The following is a 25,194-nucleotide window of genomic DNA, read 5'->3' as shown; positions in this document are numbered from 1 at the left end:
TATTGAAAGCCTCCTTAGGATTAAAGCCGGAATCTTGAGTTTGAAACTCTTTTAACATACGAGTATAATTCTTTAATTGTTGGTATTTTTTGTTCAAAGCAAACATATTGGATTTTTCATTCAGAAATAAAAAACTCTGCCGTCATAAATATTTCATCTTTTTGTATTGAATTCATCACTATTTGATGAGATATTAACAAAATTTTTTAAGCCTTTTTAAAATTCTGTATTTTTTTTTCTAACTCGACAAGCTATTGGAAATGATTTTTAGGCGCAGGTTTTGAGTCTTCAAATACAATATTGGTGATCTCTTTGGATTTCAAAGACTTTTGTTCTATGTAATTGTCATTCCCCAACTCTATCTTTCTGTTGAAAACCTTTTTCACTCCGACTCTCGAATTTATCTCTACTTTTCTTTGAATTTGTTTGCCATCTTTTGTGAATCTGACATGATAAATCATATCACACCCTCATATTTTTACTCTCAAAATACTTATTTTCGTCCATACTAACTCTTAATTCAGTCCTAATTTTTATAAATTCAGGTATATCAAAATTAGTTTTTAGATAATTTTTTACAATAAAATAAAATGATGAAAGCCCTTATTTGTGTTGTTTTGATTGATTTTAGTTGATTTTAATTGATTGAAATTGATTTAAGTTGAAGTTTAAGGAAAGTGCGTAAAATGCTATGGCGGAGAGAAAGGGATTCGAACCCTTGAAGGCTTGCACCTTACACGCGTTCCAGGCGTGCTCCTTCAACCACTCGGACATCTCCCCAATAGAAGCAACGATTATAACTTAATTATCTTAAAACTTGTCTAAAAATAGCCCCATCAATTCCCAATTTTGCCAATTCTTCGATCTCCTCTTCATCTTCAATCACATACAATATTTTTGTATCATATAAATAAGTCTCTGCAATTTTTTGATAGATTTCCGGGGATTTTTCAAGTATAAGATAGACTGGTTTTAAGGCTGCATAAATCACAAAATCCTTAATATTATCAATCCATACAGCATACCTTACATCATTTTCGATACAATGATGTGAAAGCATATAGCCCTTATCATCAGCGCTTTCAAACCATATGATAAGAGTATTTTCTACCGAATTTATCTCATCAAGTGAAGTAATTTTTCTAAACTTGGGGTAGTTAATTCCATGATGTCCAATAATAATCACTCTTCAACCTTTCTTATTTTTTAATAAACATTTTTTTGAACAAAAATATTTATCATTATAGGAAATAGCTTCTTTAGAAGAAACATAAGTACCACATTCACAGCATTCTAACATTAATTCTGCCTCGTGATTATTCTTTGGTTTTTTTGGAGATTTTCTCAAGAAAAAATACCATACGATCCCACCAATTATTAAAATCAAAATCAAAAATCGCATCATGCATCCTTCCTATAAAAATAAATTCTATTTTCCCTATGAATACATTCATTCTCATTGCAATCTAATTCCATAGGCAAATAGCTTCCTTTATAAAATAAATAATATCCATTTTTTTTTAAAAATTTCTTAGTCAGTTGTATTAAATTTTCACTCTTCATGAGGGCTCTTGAGGTAATTAAATCTACTTTTTCCCCATCTGAAAGCTTAAGATTTTCAATCAAACATTTTTTAACCTCAACATGCCTAAGCCCTAATTCAACAATAACATTTTGCAAAAAACTTGCTCGTTTATTTCTAGGTTCTACCAAAATAAACTTACTTTCGTGCCTACACATTGCAAGAGGCAATGCAGGGAATCCTGCCCCACTCCCAATATCCATGCAATAATCAAAATTTTTAATGAATCTTAAAGGATAAATAGAGTCAAAAATATTTTCATAAACACTCTCTTGATTGATAGATCCGCTAAGATTATGAATGTGATTCCAGCGCAACAGCATTTGGGCATAATCTTTGAAATATTCTTTAATATTTTTATTTAAAGACATTCCCTCAACCACTTTATCTAAATTCATAGTATCAACATCCCATCCCCATAAGAATAAAATCGATATTGATGTTTTATAGCAATCCTATAAAGTTCTTTGCATTTTTCCAAACCCACCATAGAAGCTACTAACATGATCAAACTGGATTTTGGCAAATGAAAATTTGTCAAAAGATGATTGACGCGCATTACCGGATTACCCAAATGCAAAAACACATCACACTCTGCACATAAATCTTGTTCTTTATCTGTATCTTTGAGTCGCGCATAATATTCTATGCCCCTAAGGGCAGTCGTCCCTACACACAAAATTGTTTTAGCTTTATGAATTTTATAAAGTGTTTCCAGAGGGATTACAAGTCTTTCTGTATGAATTTGATGTTCTCTGATATCCTCAGTCTCTACGCTATTGAATGTCCCTGCGCCAACATGAAGAGTGAGAAAACAATGTGAAAATTCTTTTTTTAAATATGCAAGGGCAGAATCCGAAAAATGCAGTGAGGCTGTTGGAGCTGCTATGGCACCAAAATGTTTGGCAAAAACACTTTGATACTCACACAAATCCAATACTTCATCCGGGCGTTTAATATAAGGAGGCAAAGGAATATGTCCAATCTCATCCAGCATCTCTAATGTATTTTTTAAATTTAACTTTTTTTTATCTTTTAAAAAATCCACTATTTTATACCCATCATCCAGAATATCTTCTACCACACACTCATACCCCTTATTCAAAAAGATGACAAAACCTTTTTTTACTCTGCCTTTTATTTGCACTAAGTATTTATCTTTTCCTATTTCACGATGATACAAAAGCTCTATATGACCTCCGGTTTGTTTATGTCCATAAATTCTGGCTTTGATAACTTTTGTATCATTAAGTACAATAAGAGTGTCTTTGGGAATAAAATCAAAAATATGATAAAAATCACTATGGATCACTTTGTCTTTTTTGCGATCATAAACAAGAAGTTTTGCACTTTCTTTAGGTGATGCAGGATAAGATGCTATCAATTGCTTTGGCAATGGATAATCATAATTTTGTATTGAAAAATCATTTTCCATAAATTTATTCTTCTGTATCGTCTTGCTCTTTTTGCGTCTTATGCGCGGGATTAACAACTTTTGCAATCACAATAGATAAAATATAAAGCCCAATTAAAGGCAAAGCCATAAAGACTTGCGAAATAACATCCGGAGGAGTAATAACTGCGGCTAAAATAAAAATAACCACAATAGCATATTTAAAATAATTTTTCAAAGTTTGATCTGTAATCAAACCAATTTTTGCCAAGAAATAAGCCAATACAGGCAATTCAAATGCTACTCCAAAACCAATTACAAACCTTGTGAAAAGCGTAACATAACTAGAAGCAGAAATATTAGCAGCAAACATTTCATTTCCAAACATCAAAGCATACTTAATTGTGAAAGGAAACACAACATAATAAGCAAACCCTGCTCCACAAACAAACATGATAGTCCCAAAAAAAACAAAAGGCAAGACAACTCTCTTCTCGTTTTTATACAAACCTGGAGCTACAAAAAGCCACAGCTGCCAAAAAATTACCGGGACTGAAATAGCAAGCGCTGCAAAAAAGCTTACCTTAAGTGCAACAAAAATCCCCTCAAGAGGTTCTATTTGAACAAGCATTCCATCTACTTGATGAGTGCCAAAAACAGCGGCTAAAGGGGCTTTAATCCATTCAAAAATATGTTTCCAGAAACTAAAACATATCAAGAAAACCACCAAAAGAGTGGCTACAGAAATCATAAGCCTTTTGCGAAGATCTTGGATATGGGGCTTTAAATCTTCAAACATACTCTAACCCTCCTTTGATGTTTTGCTTGTTTTTTTAAATCCCACATTCTTTCCTTCTTTTGGTTTGAGCGTGCGAGCAGCTTTTTTAGGTTCTAAAGATTTCTGAGTGTTTGACTTCGTTTTTTTAAGTGTTGGATTTGTTGTATTCAATGATGATACAGAAACTTCTGAGGATTTTTGAGGATTTTTTGGTTTTCTGCCCCTTTTTTTAGGTGCAGATTCCTCATGATCGCCATCTTGTTGAGACATCCCAATTTTTAGGGTTTTTGCAGAGATATTATTTTGATTTTCTTCTTTATAATCATGAAACATCTCATCAATTTCTTGAAGTTGGATATCTTTAGTGATGGGATCCAAGCTTGATTCAAAATTTTTTTTATATTCAAGAGCTTCTTTTCTAATTTCACTAATTTGAAGTTCCTTATCAAATGTATCCTTAGCATCATTGAGAGTTTTTTTTACAGCCTTAAAAAATTTTACAATATCTATCATTGCTTGGGGAAGCTTCTCAGGTCCTAGAAATATGACAGCAACAATCAAAATGACCAAAATCTCAAAAATGCCCATACCAAACATGTTAGTAGCCTTAGTATCTGAAATAATTTTAATAATTGTATAACAAAAATTCTAAACTTTTACTTTTGCATAAGAATGTTTGCAATAAGCCATCACCCAAGTCCAAATACTCAAGGAATAAAAAATGCTTATTTCTTTAAATGATTTTAGATAAAATTCTAAAAAGTTTCTAAATAAGGCCGGATATGATAGATATAAAACTTTTGTTGAATGACTTTGATACAATAAGCAAACAGCTTCAATCCAGAAAAGTTGATATTTTTACACTTCAAAAATTAAAAGATACTGCTTTTATCTATAAATCAAAAAAACAAGAACTTGAAACTCTCCAAGCCCATCAAAATAAAACTTCTAAGCTTTTTGGAGAATATAAAAAAGAGGGCAAGAATATAGATGAACTTAAAAATAATTTAGAAGAAAATAAAGAAAATATTGTATCCCTGGATAAAGAAGTCCTCACTCTTGAAAATACCCTTCAAGAGTTTCTTTTTGGCATTCCAAACCTTCCTGACAAGCATACACCCATAGGAAATGACGAAAATGATAATGTAGAAATTAAAAAAATACTCACTCCCAAAAAATTTGATTTTATCCCCAAACAACATTGGGAATTAGCCCAAAATAATCATTGGATTGATTTTGAAGCAGGGGTAAAACTTGCCAAAAGTCGTTTTTCTGTTTTGAGAGGCATGGGAGCAAGAATCAATCGTGCTTTGATCAATTTCATGCTTGATTATAACCAACAAGCAGGATTTGAAATGGTGGTTACGCCTGTGATTGTCAATAAAAATATGCTTTTTGGCACAGGGCAATTACCAAAATTTGAGGAAGACATGTTTAAAGTTAGCGGGGATTTAGAAGAAATCGATTCCAGACCCGGAGAAAAACCTAAGGGTCATGATCTCTACCTTATTTCTACTTCAGAAATTACTCTAACTAATCTTTATAATGATACTATTATTCCCATAGAAGAACTTCCTATCATGCTTACAGCACAAACTCCTTGCTTTCGCAAAGAAGCCGGAAGCGCTCGCAGAGACACACGAGGCATGATTCGCCAACATCAATTTGACAAGGTCGAATTAGTTGCCCTTACCCATCCAAACAAAAGCGAAGAAATGCAACAAAAAATGCTTCAAACAGCCAGTGGGATACTCTGCGAACTTGGATTACCTCATCGTTGGATGCAATTATGCAGCGGGGATTTGGGGTTTAGCGCAAGCAATACTGTAGATATAGAAGTATGGCTACCCGGACAAAATTGTTATCGAGAAATCAGTTCTGTCTCTAATACTCAAGATTTTCAAGCCAGAAGAGCAAAAATCCGCTTCAAAGAAGACAAAAAAAATTCTTTAGTGCATACCCTCAATGGCTCATCTTTGGCAGTAGGCAGAACACTTGTGGCAATTATGGAAAATTATCAAACTCAAAATGGGGAAATACAAATCCCGGAAGTTTTGAAAAAGTATCTCTAAAAGAATTTTAATGGACCAAAAACAAACTCCCAACTCTCAAACACATATTAACTCTATTATAGAGAACCCTAAAAGTAAAATTTCTAAATTCAAAAATATTTTACAAACAAATTTTGCCAAACTTTTTAAGTTTTCTAAAATTTTTAACCTACAAAAATTTCAAAATCTTAAACAAAGTATTCTTGCACGTTACAATCAAATCAAGCAAAACAAAAAAATATTTTTTTTAATTCTTGGTGTTTTTGGCGCATTGATACTTATCATTGCTGTTTTGATAATTTTTTTAATGTTTTCAAAAGGGAACAAGATCAAAACAAACTCTGTTTCTCTTCCCCCTCAAAATAAAATTTACAAACAACCTGAACCTGAAATATTACCTATTCCAAAGCTCGAAACCAAAATGCCCCAAATTGATGATAAAAGCTTGGATAATCTTATCAAAAAAGCCAATATTCTCTATAATGGGGGAGATAAAATTGAGGCTTTGAATATTTTCAACAATATAGCAACTTTCTCCCAATCTATCGCCAGCCATAATTTTGGAGTTATTAAATTGAAAGAAAAATCCTACCAACAAGCAATCAATTCTTTTGATAACGCTATTAAAACGGGAGAAAATATTAGTGCTAGTGCTATTGATGCGATGATAAGCGCTTATTATTTAAATGAAAACAATCTCTATTGGCATTATCTCAAACTTGCTAATGATCATATATCTGACTTGGCTCATGAACCATTTTATTCCTATCTTTATGCTTTAATACAATACTATGATGGTTATTATTTTGAATCTCTTTCTCCCTTACTCAACCCAAATTCAGAAAGCTTTATGCACCAAAATCATCGGCTTGCTTCTAAAATTTTTCTTATTTTTAATGATGATTACAATGCCTTAACTAGCTTGCAAGAAATTGCAACACCCAAAGATTACCAAGCCTTAGGACTTCTTTATGCCAGGGTAGGAGAATACACCAAAGCAAAAAGTTATTTATATAAATACTTTAATACTCACAAAGACCTTCAAACCCTTCTTGCCCTGGAAATTATCGACCTCAAACTTGGTAATTTTGCTTCAGCCGGTTCTACACTTGATTCTATTAGTTCAAACAAAAATGACAAGCATCAAGATCCAATTAAACTGGCCATGCAAACCTACCCCATTAAAGTTGTCCTCAACCGATCGCTTTTTGATGTCAATCTTGCCCAAGAAGAATTCTGGAATCGCAGCTTTGAAATCCAAGAAAAAATTCCATATAAAATTATCTTCTACTATGCCCCTTTTCGTGTATTTAATGCAGAAGAAGCTCTAAAAACTATTCGGGAAGGAGGGATATATTCGGATATTAAAAATATTGAAGAAGCTAAAAATGTTCTTATTCGCGGGGGGACTATCTCCAGTATTAACAAAAATATTGCCAAAGCTCTTGTAGAACTCAATAAAAATAATATTCGAGATGCACTCCACTATCTTTTGCTTTCTGCAAAATCAAATCCTGATCATGCCGTGCTTCATTATGACTTAGGTCTTGTGTATGCACAAATGGGAGATTTTCAAAATGCCTATACACATTTTTTGAGGGCTTATCATCTTAATAATTATGACATCGTGTCGGGTCTTTTTGCTATCATGGCAGCTAATTTTGTCTATCAAGATACAAGCAGAATTTCTCATCAAATATCTCAAGACTTTGAAAATGTCCCCTTCAAATCTATAGCACAAAAAAAATTTCTTTCTTCATTTATAGGATACCTAAATAATAACATTGATGATGGACTGGATTGGATCAAGCAAGCCAAACACAAACTCCCTATTTATTATGCACTCAAAGCTGCCTATGGCATTAGAAGCAAAAATAAAAATGCCCTATTAAATGCCTTTTCTTATTTGAAATCTATCTATCCCAAAGATATTGTTTCAAATATTTTATATGAATTAGCCCACAATTATGATACCAATCTCAAACAAGTTGCGCTTAGATTGCATAATTTATTTTTATCAGATAAACTTGATTTAAGCAGTGTTTATTACGGACCTACATTCACTAGAGAATTATATGTCTATATTGGATTTATCACAGGTTCTTTAGAAAAACAAGAAAAAACACTTGAAGAAAAACTGATTGCTCAAACTAACAATCCGAATGGAATTTTACAAACAATGGCACTTATTAATATCTATCAACATAAATTTGAAAAAGCCTATACCCTTTATAATACCCTTATTGAAGATCTAAAAGAAGATGATGCCCAAACAAAATTTTTAGCCGCAGTTGCTGCAATCGGGGCTAATCACCCTGAAAACGCTGTCTTGCTCCTCCAACTCTCCAAAATGGATGCTCCAAGTAATTATGAAACCCATTACGTGCTTGGACTTCTTTATCAAGAAGCAGGCAATTTCAAAGCAGCTTCCAGTCATTATAATTACATTTCTATGGCAAACTTTAAATCAGAGTTTTTTGATTTTATCATTGATACGAAAAAAATAAAGGCAGCTCATCATAATGACTGAACAAGCCCTAAGCCAGCTCAATCCTTCTCAACTTGAGGCTATCAAACACATTGATGGACCTATGCTGATTTTAGCCGGGGCAGGGAGTGGCAAAACTAAAACCCTCACAACGCGCTTAGCTTATTTGATTGATGAAGTAGGCATCCCTCCAAATGCAACACTCACACTTACTTTTACAAATAAAGCAGCTTCTCAAATGAGAGAGAGAGCTTTAGAATTGATTCAAAATAAGAATACTTACCCTCCTTTATTATGCACTTTTCATAAATTTGGTCTTTTATTTTTGAAATTTCATATTCATCATTTGGGACGTGAATCAAACTTTATTCTCATTGATGGAGACGACAAAAAAAAGATTCTCAAAAACCTTGATACTACCTTTTCTATTGGTTATATTGAATCAAGAATTTCCCAAATGAAAAATCTACTTATTTCCACACAAGAAGCCCTAAATACAGCTCAAGACAGACATCAAAAATTAATAGCTCAAATTTATAAAAACTACACAGATTTTTTAGAATCAAAAAATATGCTGGATTTTGATGATTTACTTTATCTGAGTTATCAAATTCTGGACTCTAACCCACTTTTAGCCAAAGAGTGCTCCAACCAATACCAATACATTATGGTTGATGAATATCAAGATACAAATTATTTGCAATACCAATTGCTTAAAAAACTTTGCACTTCCCATCAAAATCTCTGTGTCGTCGGCGATGATGATCAAAGTATTTATAGTTGGAGAGGGGCGGATATTACTAATATTTTAGAATTTAAAGATAATTTTGAAGGAGTAAAAATTATTAAACTTGAACAAAATTATCGCTCCAGCACCCAAATTTTAGAAATTGCAAATGCTTTGATATCGCATAACAATGCAAGGTTAGGCAAACAACTCCAAAGCACCAAGGGAGAGGGTAAAGAAATTGTTATTTTGCATTCCGGTGATGAAACCCAAGAAGGAAATAAAATTTCTAAAGAAATTAAAACTCTCTTAGCTAAAGGGATAAATCCAAGCGACATTGCTATTCTTTTTAGACTTAATGCACTTTCCAGAAGCATTGAAGAAGGGCTTAATCGATCGAAAATTCCCTATAAACTTATTGGAGCTATGCGATTTTATGAGCGTGCAGAGATTAAAGATATTTTAAGTTATTTGCGATTGGTGATTCATCTTGATGATGATTTTTCACTCTCTAGAATTATCAATAAACCCAAAAGAGGGATTGGCAAAACTACTCAAGACAAAATTTTTGAAACTGCCGGAGACTTAAAAATATCTGTTTATCAGGCATTTAAGGCAAATTATCTTATGGGAATCATGAGTGAAAAAAATCATCAAACTCTTGAAAAATTTTTTTCACTCATTGAAGATTTGAGAGATTATCTTTGTATTTCTACGCTTAAATTTCTTGATGAGTTCATTTCTCAAGTTAATCTCATGAGTACCCTTGAAAATTCTCATGATCGTATTGATAAAAATTCAAATATTGAGGAATTTTATGGCATGTTTCGAGACTATATTATCCAATCTCCCATGAACTCTCTTGAAGATTTTTTAAATGATTTGTCCCTGAGCTCTGATGCAGATACCCAAACTCAAAACCATGTCTCTTGTATGAGTGTGCATTCTGCCAAAGGACTTGAATTTAAATATGTTTTTATTACAGGTTTTGAAGAAGGGTTTTTCCCCCTCATCCGTGAAGGGAGCGATATGGAAGAAGAAAGAAGGCTTGGTTATGTGGCCTTCACGCGGGCAAAAGATGAACTTTATATTTCTTATGTTAATTCAAGATTTTACAAAGGCAAGCGCACAGAATTAGAAAAATCTAGATTTTTTATAGAATCAGGTTTGATGAATAAAAACTCTCCAATCAAACAAAATATGCAAGAAACAATGCGAGATGATTTTAAAAAAGGGGATTTAGTTTTACACAAAATTTTTGGTTCAGGGAGAATACTCAATATCCAAGGAGATGGGAAAAATGCCAAGTTAAAAATCAGTTTTGGAGGTATGGAAAGGGACATATTAGCCTCCTTTGTCCAAAAAGGATAAACATGATAAAAAAAATTTTTCTATTTTTGTTGGTAAGTCTTAATCTTTGGGCAAATAGCAATATTTCCCAAATCAAAACTTATCTCCAAAATGCCTATGGAGAAAAATACAAAAATTATCATATCCGCATCATTGATATTTCATTATTTATCCCGCCTAATATTTTGATTGAAAACTACCATATCCATTCTATTGGACTTGATTCTAAATACCTCAATAAAAAAGATGGGATTATTTTGTTGCATACATCTTTGCAAAATTCTTTATTGCAAATCCCCCTGCAATATCAAATAAAAGCTACGATCAATGTTTATCGATCAAACAATACTATCAAAACATCTCAAGATATCACCGATACTAATACCTTTAAAGACACAATTACTCTGGATAAACTAAATCAAACCCCTATTGTTGCTTCACAAATCAATCAAGTCAGTGCCAAATCCTATATCCCTCCTAATAGTATTATTACAATGGACAAAATCCAACCCAAAATCCTCATACACAAAAATGATAATTTTATAGGTATTATTAAGGATAATCATATTAATCTTCAAACTACTCTTATTGCCAAACAAAATGGCTCATTAGGAGAGGTGATTCAAGCTATAAATCCTGAAACAAAAAAAATACTTCGTATAAAAGTTATAGATATAAACAAAGGAGAAGTCCTATGAAAATGATTGCAGGTATTAGCGGTGCAAGTGGGGTTAATTTGGGTATTAGACTTATTGAATCTATTCCTAAAGAAATAGATCTTTTTGTTATTATTTCTGAGAGTGCAAAAATAGTCGCAGAAAAAGAAATAGGATGTGAAATTGAATCTGCGCTTGATAGGCTTATCAAAAATGGCCGCAAAATGACGTTATTTGATGAAGATGAAATTGGGGCTAATATTTCATCAGGTAGTTTTGGGGTTGATATGATGGCGGTTGTTCCTACAAGTATGAATATGTTAGCAAAAATCTCTTGGGGTATAGCCGATGAATTAATTTCACGTTGCGCAAGTGTTATTCTCAAAGAACACAAAAAGCTTCTCCTTGCTCCAAGAGAGCTCCCTCTCTCAAGTATTGCTCTTGAAAATATGCTTAGACTCTCTCATCTCAATGTCATTATTGCGCCCCCCATCTTAGCTTATTATTCTAAAATATCAAATTTGGAGTCTATGGAAAACTTTTTAGTAGGCAAATGGTTGGATGCCCTAAATATTCCCAATGATCTTTATCCCAGATGGGGAGAAAATCCATGCAAAAAATAGCTATTTATCCGGGAACTTTTGATCCTCTTACCAATGGACATCTTGATATCATCAAACGAAGCATAGAACTTTTTGATAAAGTTATTATTGCTATTGCCAAATCAAGCTCCAAACACCCCATGTTTGCCCTCAAAGATCGCAAAGCCATGTTAGAGCTTGCCACAGCAAATATCTCCAAAGTCCAATGTGTGTGCTTCGATAATCTTTTGGCTGATTTTGCCAGAGATAACAAAGCTAAGCTTATCATCAGAGGACTTCGCGTAGTCAGTGATTTTGAATATGAACTTCAAATGGGATATGCCAATGCTTCTTTAAATGACGAATTAGATACGATTTATTTCATGCCAACTTTAAGAAATGCTTTTATTAGCTCTTCTATCATCAGAAGTATTCTCCAACACAATGGTAAGGTCTCTCATCTAATCCCTGAAGTTGTTCATAAATATATCCAAGAATTAAAAGGAGAATAATGTATATCGCACTGGAAGGGATTGATACTTGTGGTAAATCTACACAGCTCTCTTTGTTAAAAGCTTGCTATCCTCAAGCTATTTTTACCAAAGAACCCGGAGGTAGTCCTATAGGAGCGCAAATTCGTGAAATCATTTTGAAAGAAAATAATCCGGAGAATATAAACAATAAAAAAAAATCCCATTTAACATCTGTTCAAAATGCAACAAAAAGCTACCACATGGATTCTAAAACAGAATTTTTATTATTTCTGGCTGATAGAGCAGAGCATACTGCAAAAGTCCTTATCCCCAATCAAGGCAAACTTATTTTGTCTGATAGAAGTATTATATCAGGCATTGCTTATGCACAACAAATTCCAAAAGCAAAAGAATTTAATTTATTTGCTACTGACCATATCGTGCCTGATTTGGTGATTATGTTAAAAATTAATACCTCTACGCTTCAATCTCGTTTAGAAAAAAAATCTAATGATTCTATAGAATTACGAGGAATTGACTATTTACTTGATATTCAAAAAAATATCGAACAAGTAACTAACGAATTGAAATCCAAACTCGTTGTCATTGATGCCTCTCTCCCCCCTGAATGTATTCATACTCAAATCATCAAGGCTATCGAAAAAATGCTATGAAATGTGTTAGTTGTGGCAATTTTTCACTCAAACCTATTTGTAAAAAGTGTCTTGAATCAATCAGAATTACTCCAAGAACACGCGTTATTGAAGGCATAAGTATTTATAGTTTTTATTATTATCAAGATATTTCTATGCTACTCACAAGTAAATATTGGGTTTTTGGCAGCCGCCTATTAAAAATACTTGCCAAAAAAGCAAGTAACTATTTCTTTGATTCCCATCACCAACATCTATCTATCTGGAAGCAAAATAAACTTTATGGGATTGGTATTGATGATTGGGTAAGAAGCTATTATTCCCATACAGGCGTTATTCTCAAAGAATTCTGTAAGCATGGTATTAAACCCTCCTACGGGCAGCTCAAAGCCCAAAATAATGTTCATTATGCAGGTAAATCACTCCAATATCGCCAAGCAAATCCCAGAAAATTTTTTTATTCCGGCGCGCCTAAAAATGTATTTATTGTAGATGATATTATCACTACAGGCACAACAATGGCTGAAGCTAAAAATATTGTAGAAAAATCAGGCTCAAATGTTTTATTTGGGATTGCGCTTTGTGATGCCGGAGATTAAAAAGAATAGCCTACTTGAAGTCCATAAAACAAAGTTTTATTAACAGGTTCTATATAAGATCCTTTTGATATTCCTTTTTCATAAAGCTTTTCTTTACTTGATTGCCCTATGTTCCAATAATCTAAAAATCCCTCAACTAAAATAGAGGATTTTCTTGTGATAAAAACCTCTGCTCCTAAGGTAACTCTGGTCCCGCTGCCACTATTTTGAATAAAATGAAGATTGTTGTCATATCCAAGATCCTTAAAGTGACTGATATTGTTTCCTAAAAGTAACGCTCTAAACTCAACATCAAGATTTAATCTCACTTTATCAAACAACCATACTTTTACCTGCCCCCCCATTGGCATATAGAGATAGGTTTGTTCTCTTAAATAAGCTCCACTGCCATGTATTTGATTATGCAAATAACGATAGCCTAATCCCAAATAAAGCACAAGCCACTCATCAATACCATTACCAATAATCAAACCTGCTCGATATTTTCCCCCTACATACCAATCGCTCGACAATGATTGATGGGGTAAGATACTTCCATCATTTAGCATAATCCCCCCATCATAAGTATTTCTACCCAAATCTCTAGAATAATAAAGAGTTGCATCAGTCTTGATTAAGGGATTGAGTTTGAGACCTCCGATTGCACTGACCACATACATAGGACCCGTAATAGACATCACATTGGGTTCTTTGTAAGAATAATACCCTAACCCTGTTTTGATAGTTCCATAAAATGTAGGCTTTAGAGATAGGTTTATTGTATCAGTTCTGTTTATCCTTAAATCCTGAGCCATGACAAAATCCAAAAGAAAAAATAAAGGGAAAAAAAATTTTAGATTATTTTTCAAATTTTGCTTCTAAGGCTTTGATTTGTTCTTGCATAGAATGAATTTCTTTGCTCATTTGTGCTGTAGCTGTAATTTGACTAAGCAAGATATAAATATTAATCATCATTAAAAAAATGGCAAACATCCCAATAAATACAACAATTTTAACTGCTCTTCTTGCTACTTGTAAAGAAAGTTTTATTTCTTGATGTTCAGACATTTTTTTCCTTTTAGATTCTAAAATTATAAGATATATTTTTAAATAAAATCCCAAGCCCCATTCCCAATACAGACACCACAACAATACAAGCTCCTATACTTAAATCATAAGCATAAGAGATAAAAAAACCACTCCACATAAAGATCAATGAAAGAATCCATGATAAAAACATTTGTGACCTTAAAGAAGAAACAAACATTGTTGCAATGTAAGCCGGGATAGAAAGAATTGAAAGCACTAAAATAAGTCCTGCTACGCCCATACTCATGACCACTCCAAGAGAAACAAGCACAAAAATAATGATATTAAAAACTTTGACATTGATTTTTTTAAGTTTGCAAAATTCACTATCATAGAAAATACTCAAAAGTTCTCTATAATAAACCCCAACAAAAAATAACAATACAACATCAAACACTCCAATGCTTACTATATCACTTGGAGCCACTGCAATAATAGAACCAAATAAATAGCTTGTAATATCACTGCTATATCCGGGTGTCAAATCGATCAAAATTATTCCAATTGCCATTCCCAAAGCCCAACTCGCAGCAATAAAAGTATCAATCCTATTTTTATATTTAGTAGTGGCATATACCATTAATAATGCCATTAACACTCCTGCAAAACAAGCTCCTAAAGTAGCATTAAATCCAAAATATAAAGCAACACCTACCCCTCCAAAAGCACTATGAGCTACCCCTCCTGTTAAAAACACAGTTTTATTTGAAACAACAATAGAACCAATCACCCCTGCACAAATGCTAATCAAAAATGATGCGATTAAAGCATTTCGGACAAAATCATAAGTTAAAAGCTCACTCATTGGATAACTTATTAATGATTTAATTCCTCCGGAGAAAGATCTTGATAAAATCTCTCTAAGTCAAAATTTGCCCCTAAATATGTAGTAATTTCTTGGACATCCACCAAAGCATTTTGCAAACAACTTGTAGCTCCCGGTGAAGGCGTCATATTAAAAGTAATCCCTTTATTGGTAGAGATTTTTTTCTCTCCAAGTTCAAGTTTCTTTTTAGTCCTATCAAGTACTTGAGGACGAACCTCTCCAAATCCTTCTGCATACTCAAGATCTTCAAGCTTCAAAGATGGAATAATTTTACGTGCATCTTTAAGGAATTTTCGTTTTCCAATATAAGGCAACTCAAAAACTATGTTTCTAAAAACATAATCACGAATTTCTTTATCAGAAAGCAAATCACAAGAAATTTTAAAAACTTCTTTATTTAAGTCCATTTTAAGCAACTCCATACTAATGCCTCCAAATAAATGCTTATTTCTTTCTAATTTTGGCATTGTAAGCGCTGTAGGTCCAATACGCGATTTGCCTTTAATAACCACATCGGGATCTCCATGCAAAGCAGCAAAAGGAAGTTTGGGATTTTGAACGGTATAAACCTTACCTCTAAGCAAATCAGGCACAAAATAAAAACTTCCTGCAACCGGCAAACACCCCAAATCTAAACCATAACCCATAGATTGTGCTAAAGGTAAAGAATAAGACCCTGCATCTACTAACACAAATTTTGCATGAATCTTGTCTGATCTATCTGATATAAGTGTATAACCACCGGCATGCTGCTCTATTTTTTTTACACGAAAATTCAAAAATACCTCGCCTTCAGGATTTATCTTTTTTGCCTCAGAAACAAAATTTTCAGCCAAAAGCTCCCAATTCATTGCAGACCAATCTTTTCTAAATCCTGAACCCTCAACATTTTCTAATCTATCTCCCCCATTTGTCCCCAAAATTATATTAGGCTCAATTTCTTTGATAATTTTTTTATCAAAAAACTCCAGATCGGGAAAAACTTCTTTGAAATTTTCATGTCTTTTTCTCATGAAGGCGCATTCTTCATCTCCCACACCAATAGCCATTTTTTGATTTTCAAAAATAATTTTATTTTGCAAATTTTTATTCATAGCATAACGTCTCACTTTAAAAGCAGAGAGTTTGACTTTTTTAGCTTTTTCAACAGTATAATTTGTCTCAATGGAGCCATCATGAATGGTTTGAGAATTTGCTTTCGCATTTGTGCTTATTTTTGCTAACTGATCGCATTTTTCTACAATGGCAACTTTTTTAATACTGCTATATTCACTCAAAACATAAAAAGATGCACATCCGGAAATACCTCCACCTATAATCACGACATCAAATTCATTTTCCATTTATCACTCCTAATTTGCAAATCTATCAAGCAGATCGACTTCACATATGTGCCCATTTGTATCTAAATTTACATTTGGAAGCTTATGCGTAATTACTTCTTTATTGACATAAAGAACTCTTGAAGCATATCCCAACAATATAGATATGTCATGGCTAATCACAATTATAGTATGAAAGGTATTAAAGTTTTTTAATATTTTATAAATTTCACTTTGAGTTTTTGTATCAATGCTTGAAGTGGGTTCATCTAAAATAATCAATTTTGGATTACCACAAAGTGCTCTAGCTATCAAAATCCTTTGCCTCTGTCCTCCTGAAAGCTCCGATATCCTATAGTGTGCTAAGTGTGCTACCCCTAATTTTTCAAGCATTTCAAAAGCAATATATGTTTCTTTTTTACTCACTTTATAACCTAAAAAACTTTTTTTCAAAAATCCCATTTTTACCACATCAATAGCTTGTATAGGAAAATCGCTATTAATAGTGGTGTCTTGGGGAACATAGCCAATCAAACTGTGAGAGTCGAACATCAAAGGATTAGGATAAACAATCTCTCCTTTATTTGGCTTTAATAACCCCAATAAAATCCGTATCAATGTTGTTTTTCCACCTCCATTAGGACCAATAACTGCCAAAAAATCTTTTTCCATGATTGAAAAATTTATATTTTCCAGCACATACTCATTCCCATAACGAAAAGACAAGGCTTTGCATTCAAGAAGTGTCATTGACTTATTTTTCCTTGTGTGGCAATCATTTTAGCTATATACACCATATTTTTTTCCCAATCCGGCGCGAGAGGATCGAGTTCCAACACCTTTAGTTTCAAATCATTTGCCAAAGATTGGATACGTTTCTTAGAAAATTGAGGTTGGATATAAATGACTTTAATATTTTTTTGTTGGATTAGCTTTCTCATTGCAATTAATTGTTTTGTTTTTGGTGATTTACCCTCATTTTCAAGTGCAATTTCTTCAAGCCCATATTCATTTGCCAGATAACCAAAAGCCGGGTGATAGACAACAAATATTTTTTGTGCATGAGGTTGCGCAAAAATTATCTTAATCTCTGAATCAATATTATCAATTTCTTTTAAAAATTTATTTAAATTATCTTTATAAATTAAATTATTAGATACATCTATTTGAGAAAGAACTTCATAGATTTTCTGAGCCTGGATTCTTGCAAATTTTATGGACAACCAAATATGGGGATCATGCTTTTGATGATGAAGGTTATTGCTATGGCTTGAGTTATGTGTTTGGAAAAGATTGAGGGCTTTGGATAAATCTACAAATTTCATTGTAGGATTCACTCCCATGAAACGATCATGCCACATCTTTTCAAACTCCATCCCCACACCCAAATAAATAGCAGCATTTTTAATAAGCTTGATTTGACTCGGAAGAGGCTCATATGTTTCCGGACTTCTCCCATCAGGGACCATTGCGCTCACATGGACATAATCTCCCCCAATCTTTTTAACAAAATAGATTTGAGGAATAACGCTCACAATCACATTTACTTTATTTGTTGCCCAAGAAAATGTTCCCAGCAAGAGAATAACTAAAAAAAATCTCACTCTTTCCCTCCGGAATTTTCAAGATGAAAAGCATAATCATATAAATCAGACATCCCTAATACTCTATCAATTAACATCTTTGATTTAAATAAAATTCCATTTTTTTCTTTTCCTACCCAAAGTGTTGTAATCACAGCTCCTCCCAAAATGTTTTGAGTTTTTGAAAATAAATTTGAAGTTGAGATACTCCAAGCGCTATGGGCAACTATTGCCCTACCTTCATATGTCCCTATATAAAGCATAATATGCCCCTTAAGCCATAAAATTGTCGCAAAAGGAGTGGCATGCTTGATGATATATTGCTCTTTTTGTTTAGCGCTCATTTTGCTCAAATCAATCATATTGTTTGCATATTTAGCTTGAGAAGCAGAATTTCTAGGCAACAAAATACCAAAATTAGCAAAACTATCCCTTGTAAAAGCAGAGCAATCTCTATTTTCCAAAGAACCTCCCCAGCCATAGCTTTCTCCCAACATAGAATTCACAATACCTGCCATGGCGATAGCATCCATTCTTTTTGGAAAAGGACTAAAATCCGAATCCTCTATTTTAGCGCTAATGAAAACCCCATACCCATCTAAATTTTTCTTATAAACATAAACTTCTTTAGCCATAGAGTCTTGTTTATCCGGATGCCCGGATGGCTTTAGGGCAAATATCTCTCCTATGCGCGCATCTGTTAAAAAATTGCCCTTAGGACCGTAAAGGGGTATTTTGTCTTGATTGGGAACTACATAGTTTTTTAATGACAAAAGATAAGTGATATCTTTTGGATGAATTCTGGCAATATCCCCTACCTTTACCCAACCATAAACAAAACTACTTTGAATATGCGCCCATCGTTTTGTAATATCATAATGAGTAATCAACACAGGAGTACCTTGAAAAATCAAAGAATTTTGCCATCTATCAAAAGGATAGCCGCTTGGAGAATTATATCGAGGTTTATCTGTAGGCACTGCACGCACATTAGTATCTGTTGTGATGATAGCTTTTATTGCAACACTTGGGTAATGCTCTATATCCATATCCGCATAAATTTTACTTGTGTATTCCAAAGAATTTTTCTTCAAATTCTCCCCATAACCAGGGCTTTTGAGCAAAGAAGGTCCTATCCAGAAAACTTCATTCTTATCTTGATTGACTTCCATAGTTGTCCAAGGTGAAAACCAAATTTTCAAATAGTTTTCTTTAAGATTTTCAAGTGCTTTGGGAGGTAAATGAATCTCTTGTCCTTGTTGGATATAAAAATTTGCATCTTGAGGGAGAGATAAATCTGCTAATGGAGCATTTTTACTTGCACACCCAACTAAAAATAATATTAAAAAAGATAAAAAAAGTGATTTCATATTTGCCCAAAAGTTTCTTTATACTCCCCTTCATCAAACCCAACAATTATCTTATCTCCATCAATTTTATCGATAATAGGACGCTTGAGCAACAAAGGATTCTCATAACAATATTTAATTTTAGCAGATAAATCTAAATTCATATTTTTTAGTCCTAACTTTTTATAAGTAGTACCCTTTGAGTTCAATACTCTATCAATTCCTTTATTTTCTACCCATCTGCGAATATCAGATAAGGTGGGTTTATGAATCTTTAAATCTATAAAATCATACTTTATACCCCTTGTTTCAAAAAAATCTTTTGCTTTCTTCACGCTACCGCAATTTTTAATCCCAAACATAAGCATTACCAATCTCCTTAAAAATAATTTTAGAAATTTACTTGAAATAATAATTTAACAAATTTCTTACACCTGTATCTATCATCTGATAAATACATTCAAAACCTTTGTTATCTTTATAGTAGTAAGGGTCTGGAATATCTGCATTTTCTAAACCAAACTTTCCTATTTTACAAACCTTTGATTTTTCAAACCCCATTTGGAGCAAATCTAAAACATTTGCTTTATCCATTCCTACAATTAAATCAAAACAAGAATCTGCATATAGACTTACTTTTCGACTTTTGAAATCCGAAATGTCAATATGATGATTTTTGGCTATTGCAACAGATCCCTCGCAAGGTTTTTGACCATTATGCCACCCTGAAGTCCCGGCTGAATCAATTTTTATATCCAAAAATAACTTTTGGGCATAATGTTTTGCGATCCCCTCAGCCAAAGGAGAACGACAAATATTTCCCAAACATACAAATAAGACTCTCATTTTTTCCTCAATATTAGATACTACATCAACAATTACTTTTTAAATTTTATTTAAGTATAATATAAAAATTATTTAAATACCAATCAATACCAAAGGGATTTGATGCAAGATACTCCACAAATTATACAAATGCAAACACATTTATTCCCTTTTTTGATTTCTATAGTTTTTCTCATTCTTCATTTTGTTGTTTATCGTGGGTTATTTTACCAACTTAGCCACTCAAAAATTGTGAAGAATTGTTTAAAATTTCTCATGATTATTAATTTCATTGGCAGTGTTTGTTATCTATTTTTAAAACAATACTCCTCCCTCCCTCAGTGGATCTATTTTTTATTATCTTTATCTATTGGGATTATTTTTTCATTATTTATTGCAACTGTTGTTTATCAGTTTTTGGCATTTTTTATACGCTTCATTATCCGCAAAAATAGACAAATAATCTACACCCGTTATCTCCAAGAACTTTTCATTCTTCTTTCCATCTTTTATATTGGCTATGGTATCTACAACGCCCAATCAATACTAATTCTAAAAAAAATCTCTATCTATGTTGCTAATTTAACTTTTCCATTAAAAATTGTCCAATTAAGCGATATCCATATTGGGGGATTAATACAAAAAGATTATGTTAAAAAAATTGTCCAAATCACCAACGAACAAAATCCTGACATTATCGTCCTCACAGGGGATATCATAGATACAAAATCATCAAATGTAATCCAAACTGTCGAAGAACTCAAAAATCTAAAATCAAGTTATGGTGTTTATTATGTGTTGGGCAATCATGAATACTTTTATGATATTGACAATATTGTCCAAAAAATGGAAAATCTGGGGTTTCATGTCCTTATCAATCAAAATATTACCATTACCCAAGAAAATAAACCACTTATTAATATAGCAGGTATTACAGATTTTATGGGCAATCGTCTGGGGTATCTGCGCCCTAATCTCCAAGAAGCACTCTTAAATCAAAACTCCCATGTCCCTACTATTTTGCTCTCTCATCAACCAAAAATTATTCATCAAACCCAAGATAAAGCTATCGATATTATTCTAAGTGGGCATACACATGGAGGGCAAATTTTCCCTTTTGGTTTGGCAGTTTTGTTGCAACAGCCCTATCTAATGGGATTACATAAACTTTCTTCTCATCAAGTATTATATGTCAATCAAGGAACAGGATTTTGGGGACCACCCATGAGAATAGGAACTCATTCAGAAATCACTCTCATAACTCTTTTACCAAAATAAATTTTTTATTCTCTAACAATTTCAAGCGCTTTAAGGAAACTCAATCCATCCAATTGCATCCCGGAAGTCATATTTTTAAGTGTGATTGTTTGGCTTATGTATTCATTTTCTCCAATCACTACAACAAACTCATGGCCTTTAGCGTGGGCATAACTAAATTGTTTTTTAAGCTTATTGACTTCAGGATAGACTTCTGTTGCTACTGTGCTCCGACGAAAAGATTCTGCAAGCTTATGGGCAAAAGCAAAATAAGCTTCCTGCATACAAACAATCAAAATACGAGCACTCGTTGATTTTCCACTCAATAAACCCAATTCTTCAAGTCCTGCCAAAAGTCTATCTATCCCTATTGATGCTCCAACCCCACTTAATTTTTCCTTAGAAAAAGTTCTTGTTAAATCATCATATCTTCCCCCGGAACATACGCTGCCTAAGCTTTTTAACCTATTCAATGTAGTCTCATACACAATACCTGTATAATACCCCAATCCCCTTGCAATAGAAAAATTTACTCGATAAGTATCTCTATCCATTTCAAGCTCTGAGAGAATTTCATACATCCGCTCTAAATCTTCAATTCCTTTTTTAAGTTCCTCATTCCAACCCTTCATTTGAGCAATTTCAGAAAAAAATTCACTCCCTGATCCAATTTGTTTGATACTTGTTGCCTCTAAGAGACCCTCAACTTTTTTATCTGTAATATTTAATTCTTTTTTCAATTCTGCACACACATTATCTTTGCCAATTTTATCCATTTTGTCAATAATTCTTAAAGTGGTATCAATACTTTTTTTCTCATGGATACCAAAATATTTGCAAATTCCATTCAAAATATCTCGGTGATTTAGCCAAATTGTAAATTCTTCGATCTCTAAAGAAGCCATTGAAGCATAAATAACTTGCACAATTTCAGCATCACAAACAATCCAATTACTCCCGATAAAATCAAAATCACATTGAGTAAATTCTCGATACCTTCCCCTTTGGGCTCTTTCACCCCTAAAAACATTCCCAATCACATAACGTTTAAAAGGCAAATCAACCTCATTGTGGTATTGAGAAATAAATCTTGCTAAAGGCACTGTTTGGTCAAAACGCAACGCAACATCTCTTCCCCCATGATCTTTAAATCGATAAAGTTCTTTTTGTATTTCTTCACTACCTTGCTTAATCAAAATATCAGCGTATTCAAGATGAGGAGTTTCAATAGGGACAAAACCAAAACTTTCGAATACCTTAGAAACTTTTGCCAATAACTTTTCTTTTGCCATAGCTTCTTTGGGTAATCTATCTTTAAATCCGCTTAAAGTTCTAGGGACAACTAACATACTTAAGTCTCTCCAAAATTTTTAGTCAATGCTTGAATTTTATCCACTTTTGTGTAAAATTCAGTTTAAGTTAAAATCTAAAAGGACAGGCTATTTGATGAAAATTTTATTACGATTGCCAAATTGGATTGGCGATGCTGTGATGGCAACGCCAACACTGGAATTGCTCAAACAAAAATTCCCTCAAGCCTCCTTCACGATCATTGGCACCCCTGCTGTTTGTGAGCTTTTTTCCAGAGATAAGTGTATTACTTCTGCTTTTATTGATCAAACCAAAAAAAATAAAAATAGAATTCTTGCCACTTATCAATTTGCCAAAATGATTGGCAAGCATGACATAGGTATTACCTTTACAAATAATATTTTCTCTGCTTTGCTTTTATTTTGGAGTCAGACTCCCATACGAATAGGTTATTCCAAAAATTTACGCTCGCTTTTTCTCACTTGCAAGCTCATTCCCCTTAAACAGATTCATCAGGTTTTATTGTATGCTTGTTTATTGGAACCTGTGTTGAAACTTGGCAAATCTGAAATTATCAAACAAACTCCAAAATTACACCTCATTGCTTCAAATAACCATTATCACAAGATAAAAACAAAAATAGGCATCAACCCCGGTGGAGCATTTGGGAGTGCAAAGCGATGGCTTAAGGAATATTTTGCTGAAACTATTTTATATTTTATTCAAAAAGATTATGAAATTGTCTTATTTGGGAATCAATCAGACATTGATTCTGCCAAAGACATTATAACAACCATTGAAAAGCTCTCTTTGAATAAGCAATTATTACAAAACATCACTAATCTTACCGGATTAACCACTATCCCTACGCTTATAGACACTATCAGCAAACTTGATTTATTTATTACCAATGATAGCGGTCCTATGCATATTGCAACAGCGCTTCAAATTCCATTAATTGCAATATTCGGACCCACAAACGATCAAGAAACTTCTCCTTGGTGCCATTCTCAAGCTGTTATTTTAAACAAAAAATTAGCTTGTTCTCCGTGCAAAAAACGTGTTTGTCCCCTAGTACACCACAATTGTATGAAGCTTATTACTCCTGATGAGGTCATCATAGAGGCAAATAAAATTCTTAAAAGGAATAACAATGATTGTTGATTTTGACCAAACAAGTCCCTTAATAAAATATAAAATCCTAGCCAATTGTATTACCCCCAGACCTATTGCATGGGTAAGCACTATAGACCAAAATGGTGTTGTTAATCTTGCTCCTTTTAGTTTTTTTTGCCCTATAAGTTCTGATCCTGTCGTATTTTCTATTTGCTTTACTCCCAAAAGTGATGGTTCGCCCAAAGACACATTTAAGAATATTACAGAAACAAAAAAAGCCACCATTTGCATGTGTAATCAAAAAAATCTTAAATCTCTTCAAGATTCTGCCGGTGAGCTTGAATATGGTATTTCTGAAGCAGTCAAATTTAACATTGATCTCGAAATAATCCAAAACGATTATCCCCCTATTATCAAAAATTCCCAAGCGAGTTTCATGTGCGAATTTTATGATATTTTAGAGATTGGAAAAAACTCCAAAACAATCTTGCTTGAATCAACAAAATGCTTCATTGATAATAAAATCTATACACAAGACCTACGCTTTACGCTTCAGAATGTAGGCAGAGTAGGCAAATATTATCAACTCCCCGGTTCTCTTATTGATCCTAAAAATCTCTAAGAAGTTTATGCACTCATAGCGCCCTTGCTTAGATAATCAATCATTTCAAGTTTTTGAACAAGCCGGCTAATGAGCCCTTTCATTTCTAAACTCAAATAATCATTTTGCATGATTTTATTAAACTCATCAAAATCCGGCTTAGGACTCTCTTTTGCCAAAAAATCTACCGCTATCATATCGTCATTGTTAAGAATACCTTCTTTGTGAAGTTTCTCCGATATGACAACAAAAGAATTCACATCTTTAAAACCACCTTTAATTTGATCTTGGAGTTCAATAATTTTCGTATATTCTTTAGAGGGAACAAAACTATCTTCAATAGGCTTGTGAAAATTATTTTCTAAAAGAGAAACTTCAGAATGAGAGTTATTTTGGGGTAAAGAAGGAGATAAAACATTCCGGTGATAAGATTGTGAAAAAATATCTTTTAAATCTGTAGAGTTATTTTGGATATTCATAGGGATCTCCTAAAGGTAGTTACTTAGCTAAAGCAAAAACCATACCTTTATATTCTTATATTAAGAGATTTTTTGCCCTCATTTATGAAAATTTCAATCAAAAATATCACTAAATTTGCCTCTCTC

Annotated in this window: 28 protein-coding genes, 1 tRNA gene and 1 pseudogene; 11 read left to right on the top strand and 19 right to left on the bottom strand. The window is 33.0% G+C overall.

All coding sequences use genetic code 11. The features are described 5' to 3' along the window. Positions 1–251: 251 nt before the first annotated feature. From BKH45_RS07600 to tatB, 8 genes and pseudogenes are all read right to left on the bottom strand, one after another. Positions 252–461 carry a hypothetical protein gene (locus tag BKH45_RS07600; RefSeq protein ID WP_095274877.1) on the bottom strand — a complete coding sequence of 70 codons (210 nt, stop codon included), beginning with the start codon at positions 459–461 and terminating at the stop codon, positions 252–254. 231 nt (positions 462–692) lie between these two features. After that, positions 693–780 (bottom strand) — tRNA-Ser (locus tag BKH45_RS07595). A gap of 25 nt (positions 781–805) precedes the next feature. Further along, positions 806–1,186 (bottom strand): hypothetical protein, encoded by a 381-nt coding sequence (locus BKH45_RS07590; RefSeq protein ID WP_095274876.1) that lies wholly within the window; start codon positions 1,184–1,186, stop codon positions 806–808. Between the two features lie 3 nt (positions 1,187–1,189). Then, positions 1,190–1,402 (bottom strand): PP0621 family protein, encoded by a 213-nt coding sequence (locus tag BKH45_RS07585; RefSeq protein ID WP_257874535.1) that lies wholly within the window; start codon positions 1,400–1,402, stop codon positions 1,190–1,192. After that, positions 1,402–1,980, bottom strand: coding sequence for a 16S rRNA (guanine(527)-N(7))-methyltransferase RsmG (gene rsmG, locus BKH45_RS07580; RefSeq protein ID WP_095274874.1), 579 nt, complete (start codon positions 1,978–1,980; stop codon positions 1,402–1,404). The genes BKH45_RS07585 and rsmG overlap by 1 nt, the downstream gene beginning before the upstream one ends. Continuing rightward, positions 1,977–3,017 (bottom strand): tRNA preQ1(34) S-adenosylmethionine ribosyltransferase-isomerase QueA, encoded by a 1,041-nt coding sequence (gene queA / locus BKH45_RS07575; protein WP_095274873.1) that lies wholly within the window; start codon positions 3,015–3,017, stop codon positions 1,977–1,979. Before queA ends, rsmG begins: the two co-directional genes overlap by 4 nt. 4 nt (positions 3,018–3,021) lie before the next feature. Next, positions 3,022–3,774, bottom strand: coding sequence for a twin-arginine translocase subunit TatC (tatC, locus tag BKH45_RS07570; protein ID WP_095274872.1), 753 nt, complete (start codon positions 3,772–3,774; stop codon positions 3,022–3,024). A gap of 351 nt (positions 3,775–4,125) precedes the next feature. Beyond that, positions 4,126–4,350, bottom strand: a pseudogene (gene tatB / locus BKH45_RS09090) (Sec-independent protein translocase protein TatB); the annotation flags it as partial. A 185-nt stretch (positions 4,351–4,535) separates the two neighbouring features. Here tatB and serS point away from each other — a divergent pair. From serS to BKH45_RS07525, 8 genes are read left to right on the top strand one after another with little or no spacing between them, the layout of a single operon-like run. Continuing rightward, entirely contained in the window at positions 4,536–5,825 is a 1,290-nt protein-coding gene (gene serS, locus BKH45_RS07560) for a serine--tRNA ligase (RefSeq protein WP_095274870.1), read from the top strand. 10 nt (positions 5,826–5,835) lie between these two features. Continuing rightward, entirely contained in the window at positions 5,836–8,334 is a 2,499-nt protein-coding gene (locus BKH45_RS07555) for a hypothetical protein (RefSeq protein WP_095274869.1), read from the top strand. Next, positions 8,327–10,390: a UvrD-helicase domain-containing protein gene (locus tag BKH45_RS07550; RefSeq protein ID WP_095274868.1), complete on the top strand. Its 2,064-nt coding sequence runs from the start codon at positions 8,327–8,329 to the stop codon at positions 10,388–10,390. The genes BKH45_RS07555 and BKH45_RS07550 overlap by 8 nt, the downstream gene beginning before the upstream one ends. 2 nt (positions 10,391–10,392) lie before the next feature. Further along, on the top strand, positions 10,393–11,067 hold the full coding sequence (gene flgA, locus BKH45_RS07545; RefSeq protein ID WP_095274867.1) for a flagellar basal body P-ring formation chaperone FlgA: 675 nt from the start codon (positions 10,393–10,395) through the stop codon (positions 11,065–11,067). Beyond that, positions 11,064–11,648, top strand: a complete 585-nt coding sequence (locus BKH45_RS07540) for a UbiX family flavin prenyltransferase (RefSeq protein ID WP_095274866.1) — start codon at positions 11,064–11,066, stop codon at positions 11,646–11,648. The genes flgA and BKH45_RS07540 overlap by 4 nt, the downstream gene beginning before the upstream one ends. Further along, positions 11,636–12,118, top strand: coding sequence for a pantetheine-phosphate adenylyltransferase (coaD, locus tag BKH45_RS07535; protein WP_095274865.1), 483 nt, complete (start codon positions 11,636–11,638; stop codon positions 12,116–12,118). The genes BKH45_RS07540 and coaD overlap by 13 nt, the downstream gene beginning before the upstream one ends. Continuing rightward, entirely contained in the window at positions 12,118–12,753 is a 636-nt protein-coding gene (locus tag BKH45_RS07530; protein ID WP_095274864.1) for a dTMP kinase, read from the top strand. The genes coaD and BKH45_RS07530 overlap by 1 nt, the downstream gene beginning before the upstream one ends. Beyond that, positions 12,750–13,331: a ComF family protein gene (locus BKH45_RS07525; protein ID WP_095274863.1), complete on the top strand. Its 582-nt coding sequence runs from the start codon at positions 12,750–12,752 to the stop codon at positions 13,329–13,331. Before BKH45_RS07530 ends, BKH45_RS07525 begins: the two co-directional genes overlap by 4 nt. Here BKH45_RS07525 and BKH45_RS07520 read toward each other — a convergent pair. Genes BKH45_RS07520 through BKH45_RS07480 form a run of 9 tightly spaced genes read right to left on the bottom strand, consistent with a single transcriptional unit; the run spans position 13,328 to position 20,325 of the window. Then, positions 13,328–14,125, bottom strand: coding sequence for a hypothetical protein (locus BKH45_RS07520; protein ID WP_143428396.1), 798 nt, complete (start codon positions 14,123–14,125; stop codon positions 13,328–13,330). The two genes, BKH45_RS07525 and BKH45_RS07520, sit on opposite strands and share 4 nt — an antisense overlap. Positions 14,126–14,168: 43 nt before the next feature. Next, entirely contained in the window at positions 14,169–14,378 is a 210-nt protein-coding gene (locus BKH45_RS07515) for a DUF5408 family protein (protein WP_095274861.1), read from the bottom strand. 10 nt (positions 14,379–14,388) lie between these two features. Beyond that, positions 14,389–15,204, bottom strand: coding sequence for a metal ABC transporter permease (locus BKH45_RS07510; protein ID WP_095274860.1), 816 nt, complete (start codon positions 15,202–15,204; stop codon positions 14,389–14,391). Positions 15,205–15,215: 11 nt separating this feature from the next. Beyond that, positions 15,216–16,568 (bottom strand): FAD-dependent oxidoreductase, encoded by a 1,353-nt coding sequence (locus BKH45_RS07505; RefSeq protein ID WP_095274859.1) that lies wholly within the window; start codon positions 16,566–16,568, stop codon positions 15,216–15,218. Between the two features lie 9 nt (positions 16,569–16,577). After that, positions 16,578–17,297 carry an ABC transporter ATP-binding protein gene (locus tag BKH45_RS07500; RefSeq protein WP_095274858.1) on the bottom strand — a complete coding sequence of 240 codons (720 nt, stop codon included), beginning with the start codon at positions 17,295–17,297 and terminating at the stop codon, positions 16,578–16,580. Further along, a complete protein-coding gene (locus tag BKH45_RS07495; protein ID WP_095274857.1) occupies positions 17,294–18,151 on the bottom strand; it encodes a zinc ABC transporter substrate-binding protein in 858 nt (285 codons plus the stop codon). The genes BKH45_RS07500 and BKH45_RS07495 overlap by 4 nt, the downstream gene beginning before the upstream one ends. Further along, on the bottom strand, positions 18,148–19,500 hold the full coding sequence (locus tag BKH45_RS07490; protein ID WP_095274856.1) for an SH3 domain-containing C40 family peptidase: 1,353 nt from the start codon (positions 19,498–19,500) through the stop codon (positions 18,148–18,150). The genes BKH45_RS07495 and BKH45_RS07490 overlap by 4 nt, the downstream gene beginning before the upstream one ends. Continuing rightward, positions 19,497–19,841 carry an arsenate reductase family protein gene (locus tag BKH45_RS07485; protein WP_257874533.1) on the bottom strand — a complete coding sequence of 115 codons (345 nt, stop codon included), beginning with the start codon at positions 19,839–19,841 and terminating at the stop codon, positions 19,497–19,499. Before BKH45_RS07485 ends, BKH45_RS07490 begins: the two co-directional genes overlap by 4 nt. 37 nt (positions 19,842–19,878) lie before the next feature. Further along, a complete protein-coding gene (locus BKH45_RS07480) occupies positions 19,879–20,325 on the bottom strand; it encodes a low molecular weight protein-tyrosine-phosphatase (protein ID WP_180675700.1) in 447 nt (148 codons plus the stop codon). A gap of 102 nt (positions 20,326–20,427) precedes the next feature. On the opposite strand from BKH45_RS07480, the gene BKH45_RS07475 reads away from it, so the two are divergent. Then, complete coding sequence (locus BKH45_RS07475; RefSeq protein WP_095274853.1) at positions 20,428–21,582, top strand: metallophosphoesterase; 1,155 nt, start codon at positions 20,428–20,430, stop codon at positions 21,580–21,582. Between the two features lie 5 nt (positions 21,583–21,587). Here the strand turns inward: BKH45_RS07475 and hisS are convergent, their stop codons facing one another. Continuing rightward, on the bottom strand, positions 21,588–22,910 hold the full coding sequence (gene hisS / locus BKH45_RS07470) for a histidine--tRNA ligase (protein WP_095274852.1): 1,323 nt from the start codon (positions 22,908–22,910) through the stop codon (positions 21,588–21,590). A gap of 97 nt (positions 22,911–23,007) precedes the next feature. Here hisS and waaF point away from each other — a divergent pair, with 97 nt between their 5' ends. Together waaF and BKH45_RS07460 are read left to right on the top strand one after the other, a co-directional pair. Then, positions 23,008–24,036 carry a lipopolysaccharide heptosyltransferase II gene (gene waaF, locus BKH45_RS07465; protein ID WP_095274851.1) on the top strand — a complete coding sequence of 343 codons (1,029 nt, stop codon included), beginning with the start codon at positions 23,008–23,010 and terminating at the stop codon, positions 24,034–24,036. Then, positions 24,026–24,610, top strand: a complete 585-nt coding sequence (locus BKH45_RS07460) for a flavin reductase (protein WP_095274850.1) — start codon at positions 24,026–24,028, stop codon at positions 24,608–24,610. The genes waaF and BKH45_RS07460 overlap by 11 nt, the downstream gene beginning before the upstream one ends. Before the next feature lie 5 nt (positions 24,611–24,615). On the opposite strand, the gene BKH45_RS07455 is transcribed toward BKH45_RS07460, so the two are convergent. Further along, entirely contained in the window at positions 24,616–25,068 is a 453-nt protein-coding gene (locus BKH45_RS07455) for a hypothetical protein (RefSeq protein WP_095274849.1), read from the bottom strand. Between the last annotated feature and the right edge of the window lie 126 nt (positions 25,069–25,194).

Source organism: Helicobacter sp. 11S03491-1 (genome assembly GCF_002272835.1).
Taxonomy (GTDB): domain Bacteria; phylum Campylobacterota; class Campylobacteria; order Campylobacterales; family Helicobacteraceae; genus Helicobacter_J.
Note: the sequence above shows the minus strand (reverse complement) of the source record. Positions and strands in the feature narration are given on the sequence as shown.